The organism is Streptomyces sp. SPB074 (assembly GCF_000154905.1).
Classification (GTDB): domain Bacteria; phylum Actinomycetota; class Actinomycetes; order Streptomycetales; family Streptomycetaceae; genus Streptomyces.
In genome coordinates this window covers 2,741,910-2,764,953 of the sequence record NZ_GG770539.1, presented here as the reverse complement: position 1 = coordinate 2,764,953, position 23,044 = coordinate 2,741,910, and the positions used below count along the sequence as shown (strand labels likewise).

Annotated in this window: 23 protein-coding genes and 1 pseudogene; 19 read left to right on the top strand and 5 right to left on the bottom strand. The window is 71.6% G+C overall.

Going from position 1 to position 23,044, the window contains the following annotated elements:
• The first annotated feature begins 136 nt into the window (after window positions 1–136).
• The 4 genes from SSBG_RS11345 to SSBG_RS11330 all read left to right on the top strand — a co-directional run bounded on the left by SSBG_RS11345 (window position 137) and on the right by SSBG_RS11330 (window position 3,052).
• On the top strand, window positions 137–1,231 hold the full coding sequence (locus SSBG_RS11345; protein WP_037871342.1) for an LLM class flavin-dependent oxidoreductase: 1,095 nt from the start codon (window positions 137–139) through the stop codon (window positions 1,229–1,231).
• Window positions 1,231–1,863 (top strand): FMN reductase, encoded by a 633-nt coding sequence (locus tag SSBG_RS11340; protein ID WP_037869488.1) that lies wholly within the window; start codon window positions 1,231–1,233, stop codon window positions 1,861–1,863. Before SSBG_RS11345 ends, SSBG_RS11340 begins: the two co-directional genes overlap by 1 nt.
• Before the next feature lie 62 nt (window positions 1,864–1,925).
• Complete coding sequence (locus SSBG_RS11335) at window positions 1,926–2,408, top strand: cupin (protein ID WP_078491272.1); 483 nt, start codon at window positions 1,926–1,928, stop codon at window positions 2,406–2,408.
• A gap of 68 nt (window positions 2,409–2,476) precedes the next feature.
• Entirely contained in the window at window positions 2,477–3,052 is a 576-nt protein-coding gene (locus SSBG_RS11330) for a Uma2 family endonuclease (protein ID WP_008746286.1), read from the top strand.
• A gap of 93 nt (window positions 3,053–3,145) precedes the next feature.
• Here SSBG_RS11330 and SSBG_RS11325 read toward each other — a convergent pair whose 3' ends face one another.
• Window positions 3,146–3,709 (bottom strand): hypothetical protein, encoded by a 564-nt coding sequence (locus SSBG_RS11325; RefSeq protein ID WP_078491270.1) that lies wholly within the window; start codon window positions 3,707–3,709, stop codon window positions 3,146–3,148.
• A gap of 335 nt (window positions 3,710–4,044) precedes the next feature.
• On the opposite strand from SSBG_RS11325, the gene hemL reads away from it, so the two are divergent.
• The 7 genes from hemL to SSBG_RS11290 all read left to right on the top strand — a co-directional run bounded on the left by hemL (window position 4,045) and on the right by SSBG_RS11290 (window position 12,509).
• The gene (gene hemL, locus SSBG_RS11320) at window positions 4,045–5,367 is read left to right on the top strand and encodes a glutamate-1-semialdehyde 2,1-aminomutase (RefSeq protein ID WP_008746285.1); all 1,323 of its coding nucleotides are present in this window, start codon (window positions 4,045–4,047) and stop codon (window positions 5,365–5,367) included.
• A gap of 58 nt (window positions 5,368–5,425) precedes the next feature.
• Complete coding sequence (locus tag SSBG_RS11315) at window positions 5,426–6,133, top strand: histidine phosphatase family protein (RefSeq protein ID WP_008746284.1); 708 nt, start codon at window positions 5,426–5,428, stop codon at window positions 6,131–6,133.
• Window positions 6,134–6,337: 204 nt separating this feature from the next.
• Window positions 6,338–6,973 (top strand): TlpA family protein disulfide reductase, encoded by a 636-nt coding sequence (locus SSBG_RS11310; RefSeq protein WP_008746283.1) that lies wholly within the window; start codon window positions 6,338–6,340, stop codon window positions 6,971–6,973.
• Window positions 6,973–7,773 carry a cytochrome c biogenesis CcdA family protein gene (locus SSBG_RS11305; RefSeq protein ID WP_050776755.1) on the top strand — a complete coding sequence of 267 codons (801 nt, stop codon included), beginning with the start codon at window positions 6,973–6,975 and terminating at the stop codon, window positions 7,771–7,773. The genes SSBG_RS11310 and SSBG_RS11305 overlap by 1 nt, the downstream gene beginning before the upstream one ends.
• Window positions 7,774–7,787: 14 nt before the next feature.
• Window positions 7,788–9,710: a cytochrome c biogenesis protein ResB gene (locus tag SSBG_RS11300; RefSeq protein ID WP_008746281.1), complete on the top strand. Its 1,923-nt coding sequence runs from the start codon at window positions 7,788–7,790 to the stop codon at window positions 9,708–9,710.
• On the top strand, window positions 9,707–10,786 hold the full coding sequence (gene ccsB, locus SSBG_RS11295; protein ID WP_008746280.1) for a c-type cytochrome biogenesis protein CcsB: 1,080 nt from the start codon (window positions 9,707–9,709) through the stop codon (window positions 10,784–10,786). Before SSBG_RS11300 ends, ccsB begins: the two co-directional genes overlap by 4 nt.
• A 289-nt stretch (window positions 10,787–11,075) precedes the next feature.
• Window positions 11,076–12,509 carry an alkaline phosphatase family protein gene (locus SSBG_RS11290; RefSeq protein ID WP_037869487.1) on the top strand — a complete coding sequence of 478 codons (1,434 nt, stop codon included), beginning with the start codon at window positions 11,076–11,078 and terminating at the stop codon, window positions 12,507–12,509.
• A 58-nt stretch (window positions 12,510–12,567) separates the two neighbouring features.
• On the opposite strand, the pseudogene SSBG_RS11285 reads toward SSBG_RS11290, so the two are convergent.
• The 3 genes and pseudogenes from SSBG_RS11285 to SSBG_RS11275 form a co-directional block, all read right to left on the bottom strand.
• A pseudogene (locus SSBG_RS11285) lies at window positions 12,568–13,030 on the bottom strand (nucleoside deaminase).
• Window positions 13,030–13,284, bottom strand: coding sequence for a hypothetical protein (locus SSBG_RS11280; protein WP_037869486.1), 255 nt, complete (start codon window positions 13,282–13,284; stop codon window positions 13,030–13,032). Before SSBG_RS11280 ends, SSBG_RS11285 begins: the two are co-directional and overlap by 1 nt.
• A gap of 141 nt (window positions 13,285–13,425) precedes the next feature.
• Window positions 13,426–13,890, bottom strand: a complete 465-nt coding sequence (locus SSBG_RS11275) for a PLD nuclease N-terminal domain-containing protein (RefSeq protein ID WP_037869484.1) — start codon at window positions 13,888–13,890, stop codon at window positions 13,426–13,428.
• Between the two features lie 139 nt (window positions 13,891–14,029).
• Between SSBG_RS11275 and SSBG_RS11270 the strand changes: the two genes are divergently transcribed.
• Both SSBG_RS11270 and mqnP read left to right on the top strand, forming a co-directional pair.
• Entirely contained in the window at window positions 14,030–15,481 is a 1,452-nt protein-coding gene (locus SSBG_RS11270; RefSeq protein WP_008746277.1) for a menaquinone biosynthesis decarboxylase, read from the top strand.
• Window positions 15,478–16,404: a menaquinone biosynthesis prenyltransferase MqnP gene (gene mqnP, locus SSBG_RS11265; protein ID WP_008746276.1), complete on the top strand. Its 927-nt coding sequence runs from the start codon at window positions 15,478–15,480 to the stop codon at window positions 16,402–16,404. The genes SSBG_RS11270 and mqnP overlap by 4 nt, the downstream gene beginning before the upstream one ends.
• Window positions 16,405–16,447: 43 nt before the next feature.
• Here the strand turns inward: mqnP and SSBG_RS11260 are convergent, their stop codons facing one another.
• Window positions 16,448–17,047, bottom strand: a complete 600-nt coding sequence (locus tag SSBG_RS11260; protein ID WP_008746275.1) for a rhomboid family intramembrane serine protease — start codon at window positions 17,045–17,047, stop codon at window positions 16,448–16,450.
• Window positions 17,048–17,264: 217 nt separating this feature from the next.
• Between SSBG_RS11260 and SSBG_RS11255 the strand changes: the two genes are divergently transcribed.
• The 6 genes from SSBG_RS11255 to SSBG_RS11230 all read left to right on the top strand — a co-directional run bounded on the left by SSBG_RS11255 (window position 17,265) and on the right by SSBG_RS11230 (window position 22,966).
• Window positions 17,265–17,975 carry a UbiX family flavin prenyltransferase gene (locus tag SSBG_RS11255; RefSeq protein WP_008746274.1) on the top strand — a complete coding sequence of 237 codons (711 nt, stop codon included), beginning with the start codon at window positions 17,265–17,267 and terminating at the stop codon, window positions 17,973–17,975.
• A 170-nt stretch (window positions 17,976–18,145) separates the two neighbouring features.
• On the top strand, window positions 18,146–18,601 hold the full coding sequence (locus tag SSBG_RS11250; RefSeq protein ID WP_008746273.1) for an Lrp/AsnC family transcriptional regulator: 456 nt from the start codon (window positions 18,146–18,148) through the stop codon (window positions 18,599–18,601).
• Window positions 18,602–18,677: 76 nt separating this feature from the next.
• A complete protein-coding gene (gene mqnE / locus SSBG_RS11245) occupies window positions 18,678–19,844 on the top strand; it encodes an aminofutalosine synthase MqnE (RefSeq protein WP_008746272.1) in 1,167 nt (388 codons plus the stop codon).
• Between the two features lie 241 nt (window positions 19,845–20,085).
• Window positions 20,086–20,610 carry a GNAT family N-acetyltransferase gene (locus SSBG_RS11240; protein ID WP_008746270.1) on the top strand — a complete coding sequence of 175 codons (525 nt, stop codon included), beginning with the start codon at window positions 20,086–20,088 and terminating at the stop codon, window positions 20,608–20,610.
• A gap of 111 nt (window positions 20,611–20,721) precedes the next feature.
• Complete coding sequence (locus tag SSBG_RS11235) at window positions 20,722–21,063, top strand: DUF4229 domain-containing protein (protein WP_008746269.1); 342 nt, start codon at window positions 20,722–20,724, stop codon at window positions 21,061–21,063.
• 523 nt (window positions 21,064–21,586) lie between these two features.
• Window positions 21,587–22,966, top strand: a complete 1,380-nt coding sequence (locus SSBG_RS11230) for a dicarboxylate/amino acid:cation symporter (protein ID WP_008746268.1) — start codon at window positions 21,587–21,589, stop codon at window positions 22,964–22,966.
• Window positions 22,967–23,044 lie beyond the last annotated feature (78 nt).

The following is a 23,044-nucleotide window of genomic DNA, read 5'->3' as shown; positions in this document are numbered from 1 at the left end:
AAGGGGAAGGGGAAGGGGGAGCCGGGGCCCGCGCGAGGCCGGAATAAGCCCCCGCCCCTCCCTGTTGTCGCGGACGCACCGTATAGTTGAATCGTAAACTAAGCGGGTAGTCGAGAGGCGGACGAGAGCCATGGCCATGCAGTTCGGCATCTTCAGCGTCGGTGACGTCACCACCGACCCCACCACCGGCCGTACGCCGGGCGAGGCGGAGCGGATCAAGGCGATGGTCGCCATCGCCGAGAAGGCGGAGGAGGTCGGGCTCGACGTCTTCGCGACCGGCGAGCACCACAACCCGCCCTTCGTGCCGTCCTCGCCGACGACGATGCTCGGCTACCTCGCCGCGAAGACGGAGCACCTCGTCCTCTCCACCTCCACGACGCTCATCACCACCAACGACCCGGTGAAGATCGCCGAGGACTTCGCGATGCTCCAGCACCTCGCGGACGGCCGCATGGACCTCATGCTGGGGCGCGGCAACACCGGCCCGGTCTACCCGTGGTTCGGCAAGGACATCCGCGAGGGCATCCCGCTCGCGATCGAGAACTACGCGCTGCTGCACAAGCTGTGGCACGAGGACGTCGTGAACTGGGCGGGCAAGTTCCGCACCCCGCTCGAATCCTTCACCTCGACCCCGCGCCCGCTCGACGGCGTCGCGCCCTTCGTGTGGCACGGCTCGATCCGCTCGCCGGAGATCGCCGAGGAGGCCGCGTACTACGGCGACGGCTTCTTCCACAACAACATCTTCTGGCCCATGTCCCACACCAAGCGCATGGTGCGTCTGTACCGCGACCGGTACGCGCACTACGGCCACGGCACCGAGGCGCAGGCGATCGTCGGGCTCGGCGGGCAGGTGTTCATGCGGAAGAACTCGCAGGACGCGGTGCGCGAGTTCCGCCCGTACTTCGACAACGCGCCCGTCTACGGGCACGGCCCCACGATGGAGGAGTTCACCGCGCAGACCCCGCTCACCGTCGGCTCGCCGCAGCAGGTCATCGAGCGCACGCTCTCCTTCCGCGACGAGATCGGCGACTACCAGCGGCAGCTCTTCCTCATGGACCACGCCGGGCTCCCGCTCAAGACCGTCCTCGAACAGCTCGACATCCTCGGCGAGGAGGTCGTCCCCGTGCTGCGCGAGGAGTTCGCCAAGGGCCGCCCGGCCGAGGTGCCGGACGCGCCGACCCACGCCGCGCGGGTGGCCGCGGCCCGGAGCCCGGAAGGAGCGAACGCCTGATGAAACTCGTCGTCGTCTCAGCGGGCCTCAGCGTCCCCTCGTCCACCCGGCTGCTCGCCGACCGCCTCGCCGAGGCGGTCCGCGCGGCCGTCGCGGAAAAGGACCCGGACGGGCCGGTCCAGACCGAGACCATAGAACTGCGCGATCACGCCAAGGACATCGCGAACACCTTCGTGACGGGCTTCCCGCCGCCGAAGCTCGAAGAGGCCCTGGAACACGTCACGCGCGCGGACGGGCTGATCGTCGTCACGCCGATCTTCTCCGCCTCGTACAGCGGCCTGTTCAAGTCCTTCTTCGACGTGCTCGACCAGGACGCCCTGACCGGCAAACCGGTCCTGATCGCGGCGACGGGCGGCTCCGCGCGCCACTCCCTCGCCCTCGAACACGCCCTGCGCCCCCTCTTCGCCTACCTGCGCGCGGTCGTCGTCCCCACCGGCGTCTACGCGGCCTCGGAGGACTGGGGCGGCGAGGGCGCGGCGGAGGGCCCGCTCGCCGCCCGGGTGGCCAGGGCGGCGGGCGAGCTGGCCGCCCTGACCTGCGGCACGGGCAGCCGCCCGGGGCCGCCCAGGGACGCCTTCGAGGAGGTCGTGCCCTTCGCGCAGCAGCTCGCCGCGCTGCGCGGCGAGGAGTAGCCGGGGGGCCCGCACGGCGCTCTCGCCGTGCGGGCCGGGCCGCGCGGGGTCAGGCTGGACCCATGGAGCTGATGGAACCGATCTCGCTCGACACCGTAGCGAACGAGCTGCACCTCGAAGCGATGGCGTCCCCCTCGAAACGCGCGGCGCGCACCCTCCAGGGCGGTACGGGCCACGCCCTGCGCCAGACGGTCATCGCCCTGTGCGCGGGCACCGACCTCTTTGACCACGAGGGCCCCGACGAGGCGACCCTCCAGGTCCTCAAGGGCCGCGTGCGGATCACCCGCCCGGAGTCCGACACCCTCGCCGAAGCGGTCGTGGACATGGGCGAGATCCTCCTCGTGCCGCGCACCTTCCACGGCCTGCGCGCGGTCAACGACGCGGTCATCCTCCTGACGGTCTCGATGGCCGAGGCGGCCGACAACCACCGCCCCCCGGCCGAGGAGGCCCATCCCCTGCCCCCGACGGCGGACTCCCAGCCCCTCACCTCCACCCCGCAGACCCCGCTCTCCACCCCGCAGGACCCGCCGAGCGGGGTGGCGTGAGCGACCCCTTCGACAGTGCCGGGCCGCTACCCTTGAATCCCACACCGGGACTTGAGGGGAGGCGGCACATGGCGACAGCTGTTGATCACCGCCCGCAGATGAGCACCGAGGACTTCGAGGAGCTGGCGGCGCACGCGCCGGAGACGGTCACTCTGGAGTTCCTGGGCGGAAAAATCGGGGTGAAGGCGGTGCCGGACGGCGATCACGACGTCATTGTGATGTGGCTGCTGAGACGCTGCATCCAGGCGCGTCCGGAGCTCGACCTCTTTGTCGAGCGAGGATTGCGTGTCGAGAGCTACCGCGGCGGACGAGCGCGCCCCGACGGCACTCTGGCTCCCGTGGGCCATTTCGCCGGCCACGGGGAGTGGGCCGAGCCGGACGGGGCCCTCATGGTCGTCGAGGTCACCTCGCACGACGGTGACACCGATCGCCGGGACCGCACGGAGAAACCCGCCGCCTACGCCGAGGCGGGAATCCCGCTGTACCTCCTCATCGACCGCGATTCCTGCGAGTCGGTCGTGCACAGCGAGCCGGAGGGCGGCAAGTACCGCACGATCCACTCGTACCCCTTCGGCGCCGGCTTCTCCCTGCCGGGCCTCGGCATCGACCTCGCCACCGAGGACCTCAGGCGGTACGTGCGCTGAACACCGGCCCGGGAGCGCGCGGCGTTCCCGGGGGCGCACCGCCCGCCTCGCGCCCCGGCGGTACGGGCGCCCCGCCCCGTACCGCCCCCGCCGTCACGGCCACACCAGGCAGTACGGCTGGTGGCCCGCCTCGTGGAGGCGCTGGCTGAAGTCCTGCCACTCGTGGAGCAGCCGGTAGATGTCGAAGGCGTCGCGGGGGCCGCCGCGGTCGGGGACCGTGGACCAGATGAAGGCGGCGGCGCCGACCGACTCCTCGCCGATGCCGCGCAGCGGGTCGACCGCCGTCATGGGGAGCTTGACCACGGCGTAGTCGGGGTGGAGGACGACGAGTTCGAGCGGCGGCACCCGGTACAGGGGTATGCCCTGGATGCCGGTGAGGACCATCGCCGCCATCGTCTCCGGCTTGATCTTCGTGAACATCCCGTTCATGCCCAGCTCGTCGCCGCCCAGCTCCTCGGGCCGCATCGAGACCGGGACCCGCGCCGCCGTCGCGCCGTCGGGGGCGCCGAAGTACTTGTAGGTCACCCCCATGCGCCCGCTCCCCCCTGTGGGCACTTCGCGGCGCTCCTCCGTGTCGTCGCGCCGGTGCCGTCCCCGCCTGGCACGCCGAGGACCGAGGTCACCGGTCCCCTCGCCCAGTCCGCCACCGCGTTGCATATGTCCACCCGACTGCCCTCAGCGTCGCACGGCTTCGCCGTACAACCCGATCATCGTGTCGTTGACCTCCCCCGCGCCAGCCCGCCGAAACGTGCCCCGCCGGATCAGCCGGAACCCCTCACGCGGCACCCCTCGGGCCCCGCCGCGCCACGGTCGCCGCCGGTCCCTGGTCGGGAGATCGCACGCGGCTCTGACACCATGGCGGGAGTGAGCTGCTCCGTACGGGCCCCAGTTTCGCAGACGCGCGCGGGGACCGTCCCGAAGCCGGGCCCGCGCGAGCCCCCGGCCCGCGGAACAGCCGCCCCCGTCCGCCGCCGAGCCCCTGAGAGACCGCCGTGACCCAGCCCCACCCCTACGAAGCCCCCGTCTCGCAGCGCCTCTTCGACCGCGCGCTCCAGGTCATCCCGGGCGGGGTCAACTCGCCGGTCCGGGCCTTCGGCGCCGTCGGCGGCACGCCCCGCTTCATGGTCTCCGGGCAGGGCGCCTGGCTCACCGACGCCGACGGCCGCGACTACGTCGACCTCGTCTGCTCCTGGGGGCCGATGATCCTCGGCCACGCCCACCCCGAGGTGGTCGAGGCCGTGCAGGCCGCCGTCGCGCGCGGCACCTCCTTCGGGACCCCCGTCGAGGGCGAGGTCGCGCTCGCCGAGGCGATCACCGCCCGGGTCGCCCCCGCCGAGCAGGTGCGGCTCGTCTCCTCCGGCACCGAGGCGACGATGTCCGCGATCCGCCTCGCGCGCGGCTTCACGGGCCGCGCCAAGGTCGTGAAGTTCGCCGGCTGCTACCACGGTCACGTGGACGCTCTCCTCGCCGCCGCCGGTTCCGGCCTCGTCACCTTCGGCCTCCCCGACACCCCCGGCGTCACCGGCGCCCAGACCGGCGACACCCTCGTCCTGCCGTACAACGACCTCGAAGCCGTCCGCGCCGCCTTCGCCGCGCACCCCGGCGAGATCGCCTGCGTCATCACCGAGGCGTCCCCCGGCAACATGGGCATCGTCCCGCCCGCCCCCGGCTTCAACGCGGGCCTCAAGGAGCTGTGCGAGGCGAACGGCGCGCTGTTCGTCTCCGACGAGGTCATGACCGGCTTCCGCACGAGCCGCGCGGGCTGGTACGGCGTCGAGGGCGTCGTGCCCGACCTCATGACCTTCGGCAAGGTCATGGGCGGCGGCTTCCCCGCCGCCGCCTTCGGCGGGCGCGCCGACGTCATGGCCCACCTCGCCCCCGTCGGCCCCGTCTACCAGGCCGGGACGCTCTCCGGGAACCCGGTCGCCACCGCCGCCGGGCTCGCCCAGCTCCGCCTCCTCGACGCCGCCGCCTACGAGCGGATCGACGCCACCTCGCTGCGCCTCCAGGCCCTCGTCACCGAGGCGCTGGACAAGGAGGGCGTCGCGCACCAGGTGCAGAGCGCGTCGAACATGTTCTCCGTCTTCTTCACCGCCACGCCGGTACGGGACTTCGACGGCGCCAAGCGCCAGGACGCCTTCCGCTACACCGCGTTCTTCCACGCGATGCTCGCCCAGGGCGTCTACCTGCCGCCCTCCGCCTTCGAGTGCTGGTTCGTCTCCACCGCCCACGACGACCGCGCCCTCGACCGCATCGCCGCCGCGCTCCCCGGGGCCGCCCGCGCCGCCGCGCGGGCCACCCCCGAGAATGCGTGAGGACCATGCGTACGGCAGCGGAAACGGCACCAGCGGAAGGCGGGCCCTCGTGGCTTCGGTGAACAACAACGGCGACGACGCGGAGCTGACCGTCGTCCACGTCCTGCGGCACGGCGAGGTGGAGAACCCCGAAGGCGTGCTCTACGGGCGCCAGCCCGGCTACCACCTCTCGGCGCTCGGCCGCGCGATGGCCGAACGCGTCGCCGAGCACCTCGCGCCGCGCGACATCACGTACGCCGTCGCCTCGCCCCTGGAGCGCGCCCAGGAGACGGCGACACCGCTCGCCAAGAGCCACGGCCTCGACCTCGCGACCGACCGCCGCCTCATCGAGGCCGCGAACATCTTCGAGGGCAAGACCTTCGGCGTCGGCGACGGCGCCCTCAAGAACCCGGACAACTGGAAGTACCTCGTCAACCCCTTCAAGCCGTCCTGGGGCGAGCCCTACGTCGACCAGGCGGTCCGGATGGTCGCCGCCGTCGAGGCCGCGCGCGACCGGGCGCGCGGGCACGAGGCCGTGTGCGTGAGCCACCAGCTCCCCATCTGGATTCTCCGCAGCTACCTGGAGCGCCGCCGCCTGTGGCACGACCCGCGCAAGCGGCAGTGCACCCTCGCCTCGCTCACGACGCTCACCTACCGGGGCGACCGCCTCGTCTCGGTCGGCTACTCGGAACCGGCGCTCGACCTCGTCCCGGCGCACCTGCGGGCGGGCGCGCGCCCCGCGAAGACGGGCGGCGGACAGCCGCAGGGCAAGGCGTTCGGGGCCTGACGCCCCCGGGGCGCCGCACCGCCCCGCGCGGCCGCGGCGCCATCCCGCACGGCCGTGCCGCCGCCTCGCGCGGCGCCCCACAGCCCGTGCAAAGCCCCCCGACAGCGACCCTTCCGGCACTCCGTCTAAACCTCCTGACGTGCGGTTTTCCCCCGCCGAGGGGGGTGTCGAAGATCCCGGGGGGCGACATGCGAAACTTTTCACATGAGCGCTCGTTCCGCCCGGGCCGACCAGGCCCCGCACCGTTCGTCCCGCCGCCGTTCGCGCACCCTCGCGACGGGCGCCGCCGGGGCGACGGTCGCGGCGCTGCTCCTGTCGGCCTGCGGCTCCGGCAGCTCGGGCGGCTCCGGCGGTACGGGATTCGTCGCCGGGAAGGGCGGCATCGCGACCGTCAGGACCGCCGACCGCAAGGACGCCCCCGCGCTCACCGGCACGTCCCTGGAGGGCAAGGCACTCGACCTCGCCGGCTACAAGGGCAAGATCGTCGTCGTCAACGTGTGGGGCTCCTGGTGCGCCCCGTGCCGCGAGGAGGCCCCCTACCTCGCGAAGGTCGCCAAGGAGTCGAAGGCCGACGGCGTCGAGTTCGTCGGCATCAACACCCGCGACCCCGACCGCAGCCCCGCGCGGGCCTTCGAGAAGCGCTTCGGTGTGGAGTACCCGAGCTTCTACGACCCGAGCGGGAAGCTGATGCTCCGTTTCCCCAAGGGCAGCCTCAACCCCCAGGCGATCCCGTCCACGCTCGTCATCGACCGCGAGGGCCGGATCGCGGCCCGCGCCCTGACGCCGCTCAACTACACGAAGATGCGGAAGATGATCGACCCCCTGCTTGCGGAGAAGTGATGAGCGCGGGTGCCCTCGCGGCGGTGGACCCGGCGACGCTGCACACGCTGGCCTTCGTGGAACAGAACGAGACGGTGTTCAGCGGAGCGCTGCTGCTCGCGCTGCCCGTCGCGGTCCTCGGCGGTCTCGTCTCCTTCTTCTCGCCCTGCGTCCTGCCGCTCGTTCCCGGCTACCTCTCGTACGTCACCGGCATCAGCGGTGTGGACATGGCCGAGCAGAAGCGCGGCCGGATGTTCACGGGCGCCTCGCTCTTCGTGCTCGGTTTCAGCGCCGTGTTCATCTCGACGGGCGCCCTCTTCGGCTTCTTCGGGCAGAACCTCCAGGCCCACAGGTCGCTGATCTCGCACCTGTCCGGGGTCCTGATGATCCTGCTCGGGTTCTTCTTCATGGGACTCATGCCGTGGATGTCCCAGCGCGAGTTCCGCTTCCACACCCGGCCGGCCGCCGGCCTGGTGAGCGCGCCGCTCCTCGGGGCCGCCTTCGGCGTCGGCTGGACGCCCTGCGTCGGCCCGACACTCACCTCCGCCATCACGCTCTCGCTCCAGGACGGGACCGCCGGACGCGGCGCCCTCGTCACCACCGCCTACTGCCTCGGCCTCGGCGTCCCCTTCGTCGTCGCCGCGCTCGTCTTCCGCAAGGCCCTGGGCGCCTTCTCCTGGGTCAAGCGCCACTACCAGTGGGTCCTGCGGATCGGCGGCACGATGATGATCGTGACCGGTCTCCTCATGGTCACCGGCGTCTGGGACTCCTGGATGCAGCACATGCAGGGCTGGGTCTCGACCTTCAACACAGGGATCTGAGGGAACCTGCACTCATGAGCACCACCCCCCCCGACACCGACACCGCCCCCCAGGCCGACGACGGCCTTGAGGCAGCCGGCGCCCAGCTCTCCACCGCCCCCGTCGAACACGCCGTGCCCGGTTCCTTCGGCGGGATGCGGAAGCCCGGCCTCACGGGGTACGTGGCGTGGCTCGGCCGCGAGGTCACCGGGTGGGTGCGGTGGATGTGGCGCCAGCTCACCTCGATGCGCGTCGCGCTGATCCTGCTCTTCCTGCTCTCGCTCGGCGCCGTGCCCGGCTCGCTCATCCCGCAGCAGGGCACCGACGAACTCAAGGTCGCCGAGTTCCGGCAGACCCACGACACGCTCGCGCAGGTCTACGACAAACTCGGTCTCTTCCACGTCTACAGCTCGGTGTGGTTCTCCGCGATCTACATCCTGCTGTTCGTCTCGCTCATCGGCTGCATCGTGCCGCGCACCTGGCAGTTCGTGGGCCAGCTCCGGGGCCGTCCGCCCCGCGCCCCGCGCCGCCTCGACCGGCTGCCCGCGTACGCGACCTGGCGCACGGAGGCGAGCCCGGAGGAGGTGGCGGGGTGGGCGCGCGGCGCGCTGCGGCGGCGCCGCTTCCGCACCGACACGTACGCGACCGGCGACGGCGCGGTGGTCACGGCGGAGAAGGGCTACCTGCGCGAGGCGGGGAACCTGATCTTCCACGTCGCGCTGATCGTCATGCTCGTCGCCTTCGCCTCCGGCTCGCTCCTCAAGTACGAGGGCGGCAAGCTCGTCGTCGAGGGCGACGGCTTCTCGAACACGAAGACGCAGTACGACGACTTCAAGAGCGGCAGCCTCTTCACGGACGACGACCTGGCCCGGTTCAGCTTCACGCTGGACGCGTTCACCGGTACGTACGAGAAGGCCGGCCCGCAGCGCGGCACGCCCCGCGTCTACCGCGCGGACGTCGCGTACCAGGACGGCGCGGACGGGGCGGAGCGGCACAAGGCGATCGAGCCGAACCACCCGCTCGTCGTGGACGGCACGAAGGTCTTCCTCAACGGGCACGGCTACGCGCCGCAGTTCACCGTGCGCGACGGCAAGGGCAAGGTCGTCTACAAGCGCGCGGTGCCGATGCTGCCGCAGGACGGCATGGGCACGGCGACCGGCGTCGTGAAGGTCGCCGACGGCTACGCGAACGCCCGCGGCGAGCGGGAGCAGCTCGGCTTCGAGGCGCGCTTCCTGCCGACGCTGGACCGGACGACGATGACGTCCTCGTTCCCCGGCCTGGACTACCCGGTGCTCGCGCTCAACGCCTGGCACGGAGACCTCGGCATCGACGGCGGCGTCCCGCAGAACGTGTACCAGCTCGACACCGCGAAGATGAAGCAGTTCAAGGACGCGGACGGAGCGAAGTTCGCGAAGCTGCTGCTGCCCGGCGAGACGATGAAGCTGCCGGGCGGGGCGGGCTCGGTGACCTTCGAGAAGGACGTCAAGGAGTGGGCGAGCTTCCAGATCTCGCACCAGCCGGGCGGCGGGCTCGCCCTCGGCGGCGCCGTCGCGGCGATCCTGGGCCTGGCGGCCTCGCTCTTCATCCAGCGCCGCCGCGTGTGGGCGCGCGCCACGACGGGACCGGACGGCGTGACCGTCGTGGAATTCGCCGGTCTCGGGCGCAGCGAGTCGGCGAAGGTGCCGGAGGAGCTGGCGGCGCTCGTGGACACGGTGCACACGAAGGCGCCGGTCACGGCGGAGCCGCTGCGGGACGAGCCCGCGCCGTCCGCCGGGGCGGCGGGTGACGCGTCCGAGCCGTCCGCCGGGGCGGCCCCCGTACCCGGTCAGCAGCACCCGCGGGACCCCGCACCGTCCCCGTCCCCCGATACCCCGGCCGATCCCGCCCCGTCGCACCCCTCGCACCGTGACGAGACCGGTACCGATTCTCCCGCCGACGCCGAAGGGGCGCAGAAGTGAATCTCGCCGCCGGAACCAACGAGACCCTGGCGCACACCAGTAACGTCCTCATCTACTCGGCCATGGCCGTCTACCTGCTCGCGTTCTTCGCGAGCATCCTGGAGTGGATCTTCGGCAGCCGCAGCAAGGTCGGCAGGACCGCGCAGGCGGCGGGTGCCGCGGCCGCGCGTGCCGACGCGCCCGCCGTCGCGGTCCGCAAGGGCGGCAGCACCGCCGTCCTGGAACGCCCCGAGGTCGTCACGCGCGCCGCGTCCGGCAGCCGCGACGTACCGGACGGGCCCGGCGCGGCGGGCGGCAGCGAGAAGGGCGACGTCTGGGGCCGGATCTCGGTCTCGTTCATCGTGCTCGCTTTCCTCATCCACGCGGGCGGCGTCCTCACCCGCGCGCTCTCGGTGCGGCGCGCGCCGTGGGGCAACATGTACGAGTTCTCGATCACCTTCTCGGCCGTGGCCGTGGCGGTGTTCCTCGGGCTCATGCTCGCGAAGAAGAACGTGCGCTGGCTGACGCTGCCGCTGACCCTCACGGTGCTGCTCGACCTCGGCCTCGCGACGACGGTCCTCTACACGGCGAGTGACCAGCTCGTGCCCGCGCTGCACTCGTACTGGCTGTGGATCCACGTCTCGACGGCGATCTTCTGCGGCGCGGCGTTCTACGTCGCGGCCGTGGCGACGATCCTCTACCTGTTCCGCGACCACTACGAGGCGAAGATCGCGGCGGGCGGCACGCCCGGCAAGTTCGCGCAGTCGGTCCTGTCGCGGCTGCCCGCGGCCTCCTCGCTCGACAAGTTCTCGTACCGCATCAACGCGGCGATCTTCCCGCTGTGGACGTTCACGATCATCGCGGGCGCGATCTGGGCGGGCGACGCCTGGGGCCGCTACTGGGGCTGGGACCCGAAGGAGACCTGGTCCTTCATCACCTGGGTCGCCTACGCGATGTACCTCCACGCCCGCGCGACAGCCGGCTGGAAGGGCCGCAAGGCCGCCTACCTCGCCCTCCTCGCCTTCGCCTGCTGGCTCTTCAACTACTACGGCGTCAACATCTTCGTGACGGGAAAGCACTCGTACGCGGGGGTGTGAACCCGCCGGAGGCGAAAGCCCCCGTCCGGTCCGGTCCGCCGCCCGCGCGGACACCAGCCCGTTCGCCTCGCGCCCCGCACGAGGCGAACGGGCTTTCCCGTCAGCCCCTCGCGTTACCCGTGCGCGGGAATTCGGCGCCCCTCACTCTTTGCTTGCTTTTGGTTGCTTTGCGATTGCTTGCCGCAGCGTTCATGCGATCGCCCTGATCCCCTTTCCCCGGCCCCGGGTTCAGTGGGCGTGGCTCATCCAGCCCCCGACTGCCCCCCACCGCAAGGGAAGCGGATTCCTCATGGCCGAAATGACCCGTCGCAGACTCCTCGGTTCGGCCGGGACCGTCGTCGGCGCCACCGCCGCGCTGAGCCTGCTGCCGCCGAGCGTGCGGGAGGCGGTGGCGGCCGGACCGCCGCACGGAGGCTCGCTCGACGACGTCGAGCACGTCGTGATGCTCATGCAGGAGAACCGCAGCTTCGACCACTACTTCGGGACCATGCGCGGCGTACGGGGCTTCAACGACCCGCGCGCGCAACGGCTTTCGACGGGCAGGTCCGTCTTCTACCAGCCGGACGCCGCCCACCCCGACGGCTACACGCTCCCGTTCCACCTCGACACGCACGCCACGAGCGCCCAGGCCATCCCCTCCACGAGCCACGCCTGGTCCGTGCAGCACGAGGCGTGGAACAACGGGAGGATGGACAACTGGCTGCCCGCGCACCGCAAGGCTGACGGCGCGAACGGCCCCTACGTCATGGGGTACTACACCCGCGAGGACATCCCCTTCCAGTTCGCCCTGGCCGAGGCGTTCACCGTCTGCGACAACTACTTCTGTTCCGTGTTCGGGCCCACCTGGCCCAACCGCATGTACTGGATGACGGGAACGCTCGACCCGAACGGCGAGCACGGCGGCCCGATCCTCGACAACACCGCGCCCGCCGGGGGTTACACCTGGACCACGTACGCCGAGCGCCTGGAGGCGGCCGGGGTGAGCTGGAAGGTGTACCAGGAGGACGACGACTACGGCTGCAACATGCTGGAGAACTTCGCGAACTTCCGTGACGCGAAGCCCGGCGACCCCCTGTACGAGAAGGGCGTCCGCCCGCAGCCCACCGGCACCTTCGAGGCCGACGCGCGCGCCGGCAAACTCCCCACCGTCTCCTGGATCATCTGCACCAGCGAGCAGTCCGAGCACCCCGACTACCTCCCCGCCGCGGGCGCCGACTACGTCGCCTCGAAGATCGAGGCCATCGCCTCCAACCCGGAGTTGTGGCGCAAGACGGCTTTCATCCTCAACTACGACGAGAACGACGGGCTGTTCGACCACGTCGTGCCGCCCACGCCGCGCCCGGGAACGCCCGACGAGTTCGTGCAGGGCCTGCCCGTCGGGGGCGGGTTCCGGGTGCCGTGCGTCATCGTGTCGCCGTGGACCGCCGGGGGGTACGCGGCGGGCGAGGCGTTCGACCACACCTCGGTGCTCCAGTTCCTGGAGCGCGTGACGGGCGTGCGCGAGCCGAACATCAGCCAGTGGCGCCGCCGCACCTTCGGCGACCTCACCTCCGCCTTCGGCTTCCGCTCCCCGGCCCACCGCCCCCCGCACCTGCCCGAGGACACCGCCGAGCAACTGGAGGAGGCCCGGCACGAGGTGAAGACGCTGCCGAAGCCGACGCTGCCGGGGACGTCGCGCCAGAGGCTCCCGAGGCAGGAGCCGGGGCACCGGCCGCGCCGCTGAGCGCCCGCCTCACCGGCCCGGCGAGCGGGTGGGGCGGGCCGGGCCGCCCCGTCCTGCCTCACTCCTGCCCGATGTCCTCGTTCCACGCGTCCGGGTAGCGCTCGCTGAACTCCGTCATCAGGCCGACGCACTCCGGGTTCGTCAGGCGGATGATCTCGACGCCCTGTTCCTCCAGCCAGTCCTCGCCGCCCTTGAACGTCGTGGACTCCCCGATCACGACGCGGGTGCTGCCGAACTGGTTGATCAGGCCGGAGCAGTACCAGCACGGCGAGAGGGTCGTCACCATCGTGGTGCCCCGGTAGGTGCGCTGGCGGCCCGCCTTGCGGAAGGCGTCCGTCTCGCCGTGCGAGGACGGGTCGGCGTCCTGGACGCGGCGGTTGTGGCCGCGGCCGAGGAGGGTGCCGTCCGCGCCATAGAGGGCCGCGCCGATGGGGACACCGCCCTCGGCGAGACCCTGGCGGGCCCGCGAGCGCGGGGCGCAGCCACTCCCGGGCCTGTTCGGTCGTCAGCGTCGTGGGCATCAGGACTCCTTCGGGGGACGGGCCGGCAGCGCGTAGAGCAGAGCGCTCACCGCGAAGCCGACGGGGCAGGTGAGGTCGCCGAGGCCCGGCCAGTGCGAAGGCAGCGGGCCCACGTACATCTCCTGGTTCGAGGAGAGCGGAACCGAGACGGCGACGCCCGCGAGCAGGGCGCTCAGCTCGGCTGCGTTCGTATGGCGGGGATCGGCGAGACGGCGCGCGACGACCGTGCCGGGGGCGCGGCGCCGCCGCCACACCTCCCTGAGGACGACGCCGCGCCATGGCGCCGTCCAGGGGGCGGCGGGCGCGGGGACGAAGGTGGCGGCGGGGGCGGTGCTCGCCGGGGTGCGTCCCCATGCGCCGCGCTCAGCCTGCGTCGCGCTCGGCCCGCTTCGTTCTCAGCCCTTCCCGTTCCCCTTGTCCTCGTCCGCGTCCCGGCGCTTGAGCTCGTCCTCCCTGCGGCGGAGGTCGTCCTCCCAGGCGCGGAGGCGGGCCGCGTCGTCCTCGCTCCCGGCGGGCGCGGGGATGTCCGCCCCGTCCTCGGAGGAGATCGGTCGGTCTTCCCCGGGGTCCTCCCGGGACGGCCGTTCCTCCTTGCGCAGCGAGTTCAGGAACTCCGGGTTGTCGTCGGGGGCGACCCAGCCGCCCGCGCCGCCCGCGCGCGAGGCCGCCCCGGCCGCGTACCCCCGCTCCCGCCCGATGATCAGCCAGCACACCGGCCCGACGATCTGGAAGAGGAGGATGAGGATCGCCCACAGCGGCTTCGGCAGCCAGCGCACGTCCTCCTCGGCCGTCGTCACGCAGTCGATGAAGGCGAAGACGCACAGCGCCAGCGGCAGCAGGATCAGGAGCACCCGGAGCATGTCGCTCTCCTTCGCGGGTCGCGGCGGTCGTGCGGTGCGACGCGGCGGCGCTCCTCGTGGCGCCCGCCCGCTTCGCGGCGTGAGCCCCGTCCGGGCCCCGTTACCGGCTCAGGTTAACGGGTGCCGGATACTGGTCGGCATGGCTTACGACGATCTCCGCTCGCTGCTGCGCGCACTGGAGCGCGACGGCGACCTCACGCGCATCAAAGCCGAAGTGGACCCCCACCTGGAGGTCGGTGAGATCGTCGACCGGGTCAACAAGGCAGGCGGCCCGGCCCTCCTCTTCGAGAACGTCAAGGGCTCCTCGATGCCCCTGGCGATGAATGTCTACGGCACCGACCGCCGCCTCCTCAAGGCCCTCGGCCTGCGCTCGTACGAGGACATCTCCGGGATGATCGGCGGTCTCCTCAAGCCCGAGCTGCCGCAGGGGTTCACGGGCGTGCGGGACGCCTTCGGCAAGCTCGGCGCGATGGCGCACGTACCGCCGCGCAAGGTGAAGGACGCGCCCGTGCAGGAGGTCGTCCTGCGGGGGGAGGACGTGGACCTCGACGCGCTGCCGGCGCTCTTCACCTGGCCCGAGGACGGCGGCTCCTTCTTCAACCTGGGCCTCACCCACACCAAGGACCCCGAGTCCGGGGTGCGCAACCTCGGCCTCTACCGGCTCCAGCGCCACGACGCCCGCACGATCGGGATGCACTGGCAGATCCACAAGGACAGCCGCAACCACTACCAGGTCGCCGCGCGCCGGGGCGAACGGCTGCCCGTCGCCATCGCGTTCGGCTGCCCGCCGGCCGTGACGTACGCGGCGACGGCGCCGCTGCCCGGGGGCATGGACGAGTACCTGCTCGCCGGATTCGTGCAGGGCAAGCGGGTCGACATGGTGGACTGCGTGAGCGTCCCGCTCCAGGTCCCGGCGCGCGCGGAGGTCGTCCTCGAAGGCTGGCTGGAACCGGGCAAGACGCTCCCGGAGGGCCCCTTCGGCGACCACACCGGTTTCTACACCCCGCAGGAGCCCTTCCCCGCGCTCACGATCGACACCGTCACGATGCGGAAGCGGCCCCTGCTCCAGTCCGTCGTCGTCGGACGCCCGCCGACCGAGGACGGCCCGCTCGGACGCGCCACCGAGCGCTTCTTCCTGCCGCTCCTCAAGGTCATCGTCCCGGACATCGTGGACTACCACCTGCCGGAGGCGGGCGGATTCCACAACTGTGCGATCGTTTCCATCGACAAGAAGTACCCGAAGCACGCACAGAAGGTCATGCACGCGGTGTGGGGTGCCCACATGATGTCGCTGACCAAGCTCATCGTCGTGGTGGACTCCGACTGCGACGTCCACGACCTCCACGAGGTGGCCTGGCGCGCCTTCGGGAACACGGACTACGCCCGCGACCTCACCGTCGTAGAGGGTCCCGTCGACCACCTGGACCACGCCTCGTACCAGCAGTTCTGGGGCGGCAAGGCCGGGATCGACGCGACGCGCAAATGGCCCGAGGAGGGCTACACGCGGGACGGCGGCTGGCCGGAGATGATCACCTCCGACCCGGAGGTCGCCGAGCGGGTCACGAAGCGGTGGAAGGAGTACGGGCTGTGAGCAGCGAGGCCACGGTGGGCGGGGGAGCGGCGGCCGGGCCGCCGCGGTCGCGCGGGGGCGTCTCGGCGTTCCTGCGGCTCGTCATGATCGAGCACTCGGTCTTCGCGCTGCCCTTCGCGTACATCGCGGCTCTCACCGCGATGTACCAGGTGGACGAGAACATCCACTGGGGCGATCTGCTCCTCGTGACCGTCGCGATGGTCGGGATGCGGACCTTCGCGATGGCGGCGAACCGGATCATCGACCGCGAGATCGACGCGCGCAACCCCCGCACGGCGGGCCGCGAACTCGTCACGGGCGCGGTCTCCGTCCGCTCCGCGTGGACCGGCGCGATCGTCGCGCTCGCCTTCTACTTCGGCGCGGCGGCGCTCCTCAACCCGCTGTGCCTCGCGCTCTCGCCGCTCGCGGTGATCCCGATGGTCGTCTATCCGTACGGGAAGCGGTTCACGAACTTCCCGCACGCGATCCTCGGCCTCGCGCAGGCGATCGGGCCGATCGGCGCGTGGGTCGCCATCACGGGCGAGTGGTCGTGGCACGCGGTCGTGCTCGGCATCGCGGTCGGTGTGTGGATCGGCGGCTTCGACCTGATCTTCGCCTGCCAGGACGTCGCGGCCGACCGCGCGCACGGCGTGAAGTCCGTCCCGGCGCGCTTCGGCATCCCGGCGGCCCTGTGGGGCGCGCGCGCCTCGGCCGTGGTGACGACGGGCCTCCTCCTCTGGTTCGGCCTGCTCACCGGCGCGGGCGTCCTGTTCTGGGCCGGCCTCCTGATCGTCGCGGTCGCCTTCGTCTACGAGCACACCCTCGTGCGCCCGCACGACCTGAGCCGCCTGAACCGCGCCTTCTTCTCGGTCAACGGCTTCATCGGGATCGCCCTGTTCGTGTGCGCGCTGGCGGACCTGGCGGTGCGGGGGCTGACGGTCTGAGGCCGCGCGGACGGGACCGGTACGCCGCCGACGCGGGGCGCTGTTACGTGACCGCGCGGGGCGTACGGAAGGCGAAGGCCGCGAGGACGCCGCCGATGAGGCCGAAGAGGTGCGCCTGCCAGGAGACGCCGGACTGGTTGGGCAGGGCGCCCCACAGGATCGAGCCGTACACGGCGGCGACGATCAGGCCGAGGACGACGTCCACGACGCGGCGGTCGACGAAGCCCCGGACCAGCAGATAGCCGAAGAGGCCGAAGACGACGCCCGAGGCGCCGGCCGTGACGGAGTGCGGCGGGGCGAGGAGCCAGACGCCCGCACCGCTCACGATGATCACGACCGCCGAGACGGCGACGAGGCGGCCCGCGCCCGAGAGGGCGGTCAGGAAGGCGAGCACGAAGAGCGGGACGCTGTTCGCCGCCAGGTGGTCGTACCCGAAGTGGAGGAAGGCCGCCGGGATCAGGTCGCGCAGTTCGGAGACGTCACGGGGGCTGATGCCGTAGGTGTCGAGGACGTTGCCGTTCGACTGGTCGTAGAACTCCAGCAGCCACAGGAGCGCGAGCCAGCCGCCCGCGAGCAGGGCCGCCGTCTTGACGCGGCCCCCGCGAGCGGCGCCGGTGCGGGCCGGAGTGGTGCTTGCCGTCATGAAGTCCTCCCCCTGTCCACTGTCCGAACGCCCGGGCGCCGCCCCCGGTTCCGCCGCCTGCGCACTTTCTCAGAAAAACGACATCCCGGGCGTGTTGTCGTGAGGCCGTCCGGTTGCCCGCCGGGGCCGGGGCCGGGGCAGGGACCGGCCGGGCCACGCCCGCCCCCTGCCCGTACCTCGCGAACCTCCCCCACCCCCACCCATTAGGCTCGACGCCGTGGAGTATGCCCAGCCGGACCGCCCTGCCAACCCCTCCGCTTCCCCGCGCCGTCCGTGGGTCGTCGGTGTCTCCGGTGCCTCCGGTACGCCCTATGCCGCCGCCGTGCTGCGCGCCCTGCTCGACGCGGGGGAGAGCGTGGACCTCGTGGTGAGCCGGGCGGCGCGGCTCACGCTGCTGGACGAGACCGGGATCTCCTTCCGCGACGCGCACTGGCGCGAGGATCTCGGCGCCTGGCTCGCGCGCGGCGCGGACGGCGGGCCGGGGGCCTTCCCCGCGCCGCCGCTGGACGCCGTACGGCACTGGGCGGCGGGCGATCTCGGGGCCGGGCCCAGCTCGGGTTCGTACCCCGCCAAGGGGATGCTCGTCGTGCCCGCCTCGACCGCCAGCGCGGCCGGTATCGCGCTCGGCCTCTCCAAGGACCTGCTCCAGCGCACCGCGAGCGTCATGCTCAAGGAGCGCCGCCCCCTCGTCGTCGCCCTGCGCGAGACACCCCTGAGCCGCCCCACGCTGCAACACCTCCTCGCCCTGGACGAGGCGGGCGCCGTCGTCCTCCCCGCCTCCCCCGCCTTCTACGCCGGTGCCACGCGCCTCCAGGACGCCGTGGACTTCGTCGCGGGGCGCGTGCTCGACGCGGTGGGCGTGGAGCACGGGCTCTACCGCAGGTGGCGCGGCGAACTGGGCGAGGCGCGGGCCGTACGGGAGGGGTAGCGGCGCGGGCCGTACGGGCGGCGCCCGCGCGGGCGCCCGCGCCCGTACCGCCGTAAAAGCCTCACCCGCGCCCCCACGCCACGCGCATTTCGCAGGAAACTTGCTGTGAGGGCCTTCGATTCTTTATGTATAAGCTCGCCGGGACGCGAATAATGAAAGGTATCGGGGATATGGACGCCGTGGACAGGAAGCTCATCCAGGCTCTGCGGGAGAACGGACGGGCCTCCTACGCCGAGCTCGGCCGGCTCGTCGGGCTCTCCGGGCCGAGTGTCACGGACCGCATCAACCGCCTGGAGGCCGCCGGTGTGATCACCGGCTACCGCGCCACCGTCGACTCCGCCGCGCTCGGCCTCGGCGTCGTCGCGCTCATCGGCATCTCGCTCAGCGACGCGGCCGATCACGAGGACGTCGCCCAGCGGCTGCGCGACCTGCACGAGATCGAGGACTGCTGGTTCATCGCGGGCGACGACTCGTTCATGCTCAAGGTCCGCGCGGGTGACGTGGACGGGCTGGAGCGCACGATCCGGCGGCTGTCCGGGACGAAGGGCGTCTCGCGCACCCGTACCACCGTCGTGCTCTCCACGAAGTGGGAGAACCGGGTGGGGGAGCTGCCCGAGGAGGAGTGAGCGGGTGCCCGTGGGGGAACGGCGGGCGCGGGGTAGCGTGGCAGGGCACGGAAGACGACATTCGGGAGGTTGCCGCATGGACGCGGGACTGAAGCGCGAGCTGGAGCAGAAGGTGCGCGCCGGTGAGCGGCTGACCCGTGAGGACGGCATCGCCCTGTACGCCTCGGACGACCTCGCCTGGCTCGGCGGCCTGGCGCACGAGGTGCGGACCGCGAAGAACGGCGACGTGACGCACTTCAACGTCAACCGCCACCTCAACATGACGAACGTGTGCACCGCCTCCTGCGCGTACTGCTCCTTCCAGCGCAAGCCCGGCGAGAAGGACGCGTACACGATGCGCATCGAGGAGGCGGTCCGGCTCGCCAAGGCGATGGAGGGCGACGGGCTCACCGAGCTGCACATCGTCAACGGCCTGCACCCCACGCTGCCCTGGCGCTACTACCCCCGTTCGCTGAGCGAGCTCAAGAAGGCGCTCCCGGCGAACGTCGCGCTCAAGGCGTTCACGGCGACCGAGATCCACCACTTCGAGACCATCTCCGGGCTGCCCGCTTCCGAGATCCTCGACGAACTGATCGACGCCGGTCTCGAATCGCTCACCGGTGGCGGCGCCGAGATCTTCGACTGGGAGGTCCGGCAGCACATCGTGGACCACGCCACCCACTGGGAGGACTGGTCCCGCATCCACCGGCTCGCGCACGAGAAGGGCCTCAAGACCCCGGCGACGATGCTCTACGGGCACATCGAGGAGCCCCGGCACCGCGTCGATCACGTGCTGCGGCTGCGGGAACTCCAGGACGAGACCGGCGGTTTCCAGGTCTTCATCCCGCTGCGCTACCAGCACGACTTCGTGGACATGAAGGACGGCAAGGTCCGCAACCGGCTCCAGGCCCGCACGACGATGGCCTCCGGCGCCGAGGCCCTCAAGACCTTCGCCGTCTCGCGCCTCCTCTTCGACAACGTGCCGCACGTCAAGGTCTTCTGGGTCATGCACGGCCTCCAGACCGCGCAGCTCGCCCTCCAGTTCGGCGCCGACGACATGGACGGCTCCGTCGTGGAGTACAAGATCACGCACGACGCCGACGACTTCGGCACACCGAACAAGCTGACCCGCGAGGACCTGCTCGACCTCATCCGCGACGCCGGTTTCCGGCCGGTGGAGCGGAACACGCGGTACGAGATCCTCAAGGAGTACGAGGGGCCGGAGCGGGGGCGGCGGGACGAGCCGCAGGCCATGCGGGTGTGAGGGGCGGGAGGGGGCGGGGCTGCGCCCCTCGCCCCCGTGCGGGGCTCCGCCCCGCGGCCCCGGTTCGGGGCTCCGCCCCGGGCCCCGCTCCTCAAACGCCGGAGGGGCTGGATGGTGGTGCCGGTGGAGTTGGGGTGGGGCTGGATTTTGGTGCCCGTGGGGTTGGGGTGCGGCTGGGTGTTGGTGCCGGTGGGATTTGAGTGCTCGGGGGGAGGCCCCGCGTAAGGGTTAGCATGGGGGGATGTCCCTTGCCTTCGTGCTTGATCCCGCTGTTGACTCGAAGCTTCGTGACGAGATCCTGGAGTTGTGGGCCCGGGTCACCAATGCCGGGGGGGCCGTCGGGTTCGTGCCGCCGGTGACTCCCGAGGAGATCCGGCCGCAGCTCGTCAAGCAGCTCGTGACCATGACCGAGGGCGGCAGCCGGCTGCTCGTCGGCAAGGACGAGGAAGGGGTCGTGCGGGCCACCGCCTTCCTCACGCTCAACGCGCACCGCCTCATGCGCCACTGGTTGTGGCTGTACACCGTCATGGTCGATCCCGGTCTCCAGGGGCAGGGCGAGGGCCGGGCGCTCATGGCCGCCGCCGCGGACGCCGCGCGCTCGCTCGGCGGGATCGAGGCGATCCGGCTCACCTGCCGCGGCGGACAGGGTCTCGAAGGCTTCTACGAGCGCTGCGGATACAAGGAGGTCGGGCGGATTCCCGATGCCATCAGGGTCGCCCCGGGCGACGACCGCGACGACATCTTCATGCTCCTCCCGCTGACCTGAGCCGACGGGCGCGCCACCACCCCCTTGACCGCCGGGGCGGGGCCGCGTGCTTGACTGGGGGTTGCGTCCTGCCCCCGCCTGGGCCCCTTCGCGACGGAAGAGTGAGATGACATGCTCCGCTACACCTTGATGCGTTTCGGCGTCTTCGCCGGCTGCTTCGTGGTCGTCTGGGCCCTCGTCTACAGCGGTGCCCTGCCGAAGGGGCTCGGTGACTCCAACTACCTCTGGGTCATCCTCCTCGCACTCCTCCTCTCCGCGCCGCTCAGCTTCGTCCTGCTGCGCGGGGTGCGCGACGACGCCTCGCGCAAGATCGTGGAGCGCGTCGACCGCGCCAAGGCGAACCTCCAGGCGAACCAGGAGTCGGAGGACGCGGCCGACGACGCGGCCCGCGCGGTCACCGAGCCCTCGGGCACCTCGGGTACCTCGGGCAGCGGCGGCGCGCGCACCGTCTGACGCGGAGCCCGCCCACTCCGAAAGCCCCCGGAACGCCCGCGAAGACGGCGAACCGGACCCGGTCGCCCCCTCGCGTGACGCGAATCACCCGCGCCCCGGGAACCGGTTCACGCCAATCGGCGTTCGCCCGCCTGACGCTCCCTCAACTCCCTTACGCCATCGCCGTATCCCGCCGGGGTGCGGCGATTTCGCATGTCGGCGCCCCCGCGCGCCCGCGCCGGGCGTACGCGTGTTCCCGCCCCCGTACCCCCGGGAACGCGCCGTTCTCCAGGCTTGCCCCAAAGAAGGGCTTTGATTGCCTCAAAGCGCTGGTGTTAACGTGCTGGACATGACCAGCGCGACGACACCCCGCCACCCCAGGAGCAGCCCGCTGCCCGTGGCGCGGCTGCATGTCGATCTCTGTCGCCGGGTCAGCGCGGCCTGTCGGCGCGGCTGAGCGAGGCCGTGCGCACGCGCGGCTGAGCACCTCCTCCCGTACCGCCCCCGTCCCCTCCTTTCACCCACGCCTCACCGGAGTGTGTCCGTGTCCGCGAACATACCTACGGGTGATCGGTCTGCCGCCGCGCAGAGCGACCGCCCGCAGTCCGCCCGCCCCCGTCTTCCCGAGGTCCCGTTCTGGGCGCAGATCCTCGGCGGTCTCGTCCTCGGCGCCCTGCTCGGCTGGCTCGCCCGGGGCCAGGACATCTCCTGGCTCGGCACCACGCTGCAGAAGATCGGCGGGATCTTCGTCCAGCTCCTGAAGCTGGCCGTCGCGCCGCTCGTCTTCTTCGCGATCCTGGTGTCGATCACCAACCTGCGCAAGGTCAACAACGCGGCCCGCCTCGCGGTCCGCACCCTGCTGTGGTTCATGATCACCTCGCTCATCGCGGTGGCCATCGGCCTCGTCATCGGCCTCGTCACGAACCCGGGTTCGGGTACGGACCTGACCCCGGCGGACGGCGAGAAGCCGCAGCACACCGGCTCGTGGATCGACTTCCTCACCGGGATCGTCCCGACCGACATCATCACGCCGTTCTCGCAGCTCCAGGTCCTCCAGATCGTCTTCATGGCGGTCGTGGTCGGTATCGCGATCCTCAAGATCGGCGAGAAGGCGCAGCCGATCCTCACGCTCAGCGAGTCGGTGCTCGAACTGCTCCAGAAGGCGCTGTGGTGGGTCATCCGCCTCGCCCCGCTCGGCACGGTCGGCCTCATCGGCAACGCGATCAACTCGTACGGCTGGGACCTCATCAGCAAGTACGCGACCTTCACCGCCGACGTCTACGTGGGCTGCGCGCTCGTGCTCTTCGGCGTCTACCCGCTGCTCCTGTCGACCGTCGCGAAGGTCAACCCGCTCCAGTTCTTCAAGGGCGCCTGGCCGGCGATCCAGCTCGCCTTCGTCTCGCGCTCCTCGGTCGGCACGATGCCCGTGACGCAGCGCGTCACCGAGCGTCTCGGCGTCCCGAAGGAGTACGCGAGCTTCGCGGTGCCCTTCGGCGCGACGACGAAGATGGACGGCTGCGCCGCCATCTACCCGTCGATCGCCGCGATCTTCGTCGCGCAGATCTTCGACATCCACCTCGGTGTCGGCGACTACCTGCTCATCGCCTTCGTCTCGGTCATCGGCTCCGCCGCGACCGCCGGGCTCACGGGCGCGACGGTCATGCTCACGCTGACCCTCTCCACCCTCGGCCTCCCGATGGAGGGCGTCGGCCTCCTCCTCGCGATCGACCCGATCCTTGACATGATGCGCACCGCGACCAACGTCGCCGGCCAGTCCGTCGTGCCGATCATCGTCGCCGCCCGCGAGAAGATCCTCGACCGCGTCGCCTTCGACCACGCGCACGCCTCGCCCCTGGACGAGGAGCCCTTCGCCGCCCCGGCGGAGCAGGCCGCCGAGGACACGAAGCAGCCCGTCGGCGTCTGACGCCGCCTGACGGCACGTGAAGGCGTCCGCACCGCGGGACGGACATACGGGATACGGGGACGGGGCCGCGCTCACGGC

What these genes read in the sequence shown, in the direction of transcription:
- SSBG_RS11310 (WP_008746283.1), top strand. Translation starts at nt 6,338, where the DNA reads ATGAGCGCTCGTTCCGCCCGGGCCGACCAGGCCCCGCACCGTTCGTCC.
- SSBG_RS11345 (WP_037871342.1), top strand. Translation starts at nt 137, where the DNA reads ATGCAGTTCGGCATCTTCAGCGTCGGTGACGTCACCACCGACCCCACC.
- SSBG_RS11325 (WP_078491270.1), bottom strand. Translation starts at nt 3,709, where the DNA reads ATGCAACGCGGTGGCGGACTGGGCGAGGGGACCGGTGACCTCGGTCCT.
- SSBG_RS11270 (WP_008746277.1), top strand. Translation starts at nt 14,030, where the DNA reads ATGGCTTACGACGATCTCCGCTCGCTGCTGCGCGCACTGGAGCGCGAC.
- SSBG_RS11275 (WP_037869484.1), bottom strand. Translation starts at nt 13,890, where the DNA reads ATGCTCCGGGTGCTCCTGATCCTGCTGCCGCTGGCGCTGTGCGTCTTC.
- SSBG_RS11235 (WP_008746269.1), top strand. Translation starts at nt 20,722, where the DNA reads ATGCTCCGCTACACCTTGATGCGTTTCGGCGTCTTCGCCGGCTGCTTC.
- SSBG_RS11305 (WP_050776755.1), top strand. Translation starts at nt 6,973, where the DNA reads ATGAGCGCGGGTGCCCTCGCGGCGGTGGACCCGGCGACGCTGCACACG.
- SSBG_RS11330 (WP_008746286.1), top strand. Translation starts at nt 2,477, where the DNA reads ATGGCGACAGCTGTTGATCACCGCCCGCAGATGAGCACCGAGGACTTC.
- SSBG_RS11240 (WP_008746270.1), top strand. Translation starts at nt 20,086, where the DNA reads ATGTCCCTTGCCTTCGTGCTTGATCCCGCTGTTGACTCGAAGCTTCGT.
- SSBG_RS11340 (WP_037869488.1), top strand. Translation starts at nt 1,231, where the DNA reads ATGAAACTCGTCGTCGTCTCAGCGGGCCTCAGCGTCCCCTCGTCCACC.
- mqnE (WP_008746272.1), top strand. Translation starts at nt 18,678, where the DNA reads ATGGACGCGGGACTGAAGCGCGAGCTGGAGCAGAAGGTGCGCGCCGGT.
- SSBG_RS11290 (WP_037869487.1), top strand. Translation starts at nt 11,076, where the DNA reads ATGGCCGAAATGACCCGTCGCAGACTCCTCGGTTCGGCCGGGACCGTC.
- SSBG_RS11260 (WP_008746275.1), bottom strand. Translation starts at nt 17,047, where the DNA reads ATGACGGCAAGCACCACTCCGGCCCGCACCGGCGCCGCTCGCGGGGGC.
- SSBG_RS11300 (WP_008746281.1), top strand. Translation starts at nt 7,788, where the DNA reads ATGAGCACCACCCCCCCCGACACCGACACCGCCCCCCAGGCCGACGAC.
- SSBG_RS11250 (WP_008746273.1), top strand. Translation starts at nt 18,146, where the DNA reads ATGGACGCCGTGGACAGGAAGCTCATCCAGGCTCTGCGGGAGAACGGA.
- SSBG_RS11335 (WP_078491272.1), top strand. Translation starts at nt 1,926, where the DNA reads ATGGAGCTGATGGAACCGATCTCGCTCGACACCGTAGCGAACGAGCTG.